The sequence below is a fragment of the Westiellopsis prolifica IICB1 genome (assembly GCF_004323185.1).
Classification (GTDB): domain Bacteria; phylum Cyanobacteriota; class Cyanobacteriia; order Cyanobacteriales; family Nostocaceae; genus Pelatocladus; species Pelatocladus prolificus_A.
The window spans coordinates 1,117,147-1,119,794 of the sequence record NZ_NAPS01000001.1 but is presented as its reverse complement, the minus strand read 5'-3'; the positions used below and the strand labels follow the sequence as shown (position 1 = coordinate 1,119,794).

At 42.7% G+C, this 2,648-nt stretch carries 1 protein-coding gene; it reads left to right on the top strand.

All coding sequences use genetic code 11. The features are described 5' to 3' along the window. A partial coding sequence (gene adhE, locus B4U84_RS04805; protein WP_242677532.1) for a bifunctional acetaldehyde-CoA/alcohol dehydrogenase occupies positions 1 to 2,523 on the top strand: 2,523 nt, incomplete at its 5' end. Positions 2,524 to 2,648: the final 125 nt, after the last annotated feature.

Genomic DNA, 2,648 nt, shown 5'->3' with positions numbered 1-2,648 from the left:
GATAAATCCTTTGGCATTCAAAAGATTGCTGAACCTGTGGGTATTCTGGCTGGTATTGTCCCTGTTACTAATCCGACTTCTACTACTGTTTTTAAAGCTTTGATTGCTCTGAAAACCCGTAATGGAATTATTTTTTCTCCCCATCCGAAAGCGAAAAAATCTACAATTGCAGCTGCCCAAATAGTCTTAACAGCAGCGATCGCAGCAGGGGCGCCGACAGATATTATTGGTTGGATTGATGAACCGACAGTAGAACTTTCTCAAGCTTTAATGCAGCATCGAGAAATTCAGTTAATTTTAGCAACTGGCGGGCCGGGAATGGTACATGCTGCTTATTCATCGGGACATCCTTCCTTGGGTGTGGGTGCGGGAAATACTCCCGCAGTGATCGACGCCACGGCAGATATTCAAACTGCTGTTAGTTCAATTTTGCTGAGTAAAACTTTCGACAACGGTATGATTTGTGCTTCTGAACAATCAGTGATTGTTGTTGATGAGATTTACGAACAAGTTAAACAAGAATTTATTTGTCGTGGAGCGTACTTTCTCACTAACGATGAAAAACACAAACTCGGCAATTTAATTTTGAAACAAGGACATTTAAACCCAGCAATTGTGGGACAATCAGTTGAAAGACTTGCAAAAATTGCTGGAATTGAACTTAAACGGGAGATTAGTGGGTGCAATACAGATACTTATTGCCCTTTGCCTAGCAGTTATAAAGTTTTAATTGCCGAAGTAGAAATGATTGGAGCGTCTGAACCTTTTGCTTACGAAAAACTATCTCCAATCTTAGCAATGTACCGGGCGCGTAACTTCCATGAAGCAGTCACAAAAGCTGACCAATTAATTGATTTTGGGGGACCGGGACATACGGCGGTACTGTATACTAATCCAGCCAATTTGGATGATATTACTTACTTTAAGAATACTGTTAAAACAGGCAGAGTTCTGATTAACACGCCTTCATCCCAAGGAGCGATTGGTGACTTATATAACTTTAAGCTTGACCCCTCGCTGACTTTGGGTTGTGGTACTTGGGGCGGTAATACGATTTCTGATAACGTTGCACCCCATCACCTATTAAATATCAAAACAGTGTCGGAACGGCGAGAAAATATGTTGTGGTTTCGCGTTCCTCCTAAAGTTTACTTTAAATATGGCTGTTTACCTGTAGCTTTAAGCGAATTAGCTGGGAAAAAACGTGCGTTTATTGTGACTGACAAACCCTTATTTGATTTGGGAATAATTGACAAAGTCACAAAAGTTTTGGATGAAATTGGTGTTAAACATGATATTTTTCATGATGTCGAACCTGACCCAACTCTCTCAAATGTTAATCAAGGATTAGCCTTATTACGTAATTATCAACCAGATGTAATTATTGCGATTGGCGGTGGTTCGCCGATGGATGCAGCAAAAGTTATGTGGTTGATGTACGAACATCCCGATGTCGAATTTGCAGGATTAGCGACACGGTTTATGGATATCCGCAAGCGGGTATACGAATTACCTCCCCTGGGACAAAAAGCAATCATGGTAGCAATTCCCACAACTTCGGGTACTGGTTCAGAAGTGACGCCTTTTGCAGTTGTTACCGATGATCAAGTAGGAGTAAAATACCCCCTAGCAGATTACGCTTTAACGCCGAATATGGCAATTGTAGATCCAGAGTTAGTATTAAATATGCCGAAAAAATTAACGGCATACGGTGGTATTGATGCTCTAACTCATGCTTTAGAAGCCTATGTATCGGTAATGGCAACAGATTTTACCGATGGTTTAGCATTACAAGCGATCGCCCTACTGTTTACATATTTACCACGGGCGTACAAAAATGGTGCGAGTGATCCCGAAGCGCGAGAAAAAGTACACTACGCAGCAACTATCGCTGGAATGGCTTTTGCAAATGCATTTTTAGGTGTATGTCACTCAATGGCACATAAACTTGGTGCAACCTTCCACGTACCCCACGGTTTAGCAAATGCACTGATGATTTCCCACGTCATCCGCTACAATGCCACAGATATTCCCTTTAAACAAGCAATTTTCCCACAATACAAGTATCCGAACGCCAAAGCACGTTACGCCCAAATCGCAGATTATTTAAGATTGGGTGGCGATACACAGAATGAGAAAATAGAAAGATTAGTGGAAGCAGTAGAAAATCTTAAACATCAACTTGATATTCCTCACACCATCCAAGCAGCTTTGGAAGAAGAAGATCAAGAATTCTATGCCAAAGTTGAAAAAATGGCAGATCAAGCATTTGACGATCAATGCACAGGTGCTAATCCTCGCTATCCACTCATCAATGATTTGAAAGAATTGTACATCCTAGCTTACCGGGGTTGTCGCACCGATGCCGCACTTTATCATGAAGTGAATGGGGATCGGGAATTGGGGATTGAGGATCGGGGAGCGGGGATCGGGGAGCGGGGATCGCTTAAGGTAGGGGTCCCCTCTGGGGAACTCGGGGCCCCCACTCCCCCAAGGGAGTGGGGATTAGGGGCGAAGGGGTAACGGGGATTGGGAATTGGGAAATAAGTCAAAAAGTTTTTAATTTTGAATTGACATGTCCTTCTTATCCCCCTTCCCTTGTCCCTTACTCCCCAATCCCTAATCCCTAATCCCTAATCCCCAATCCC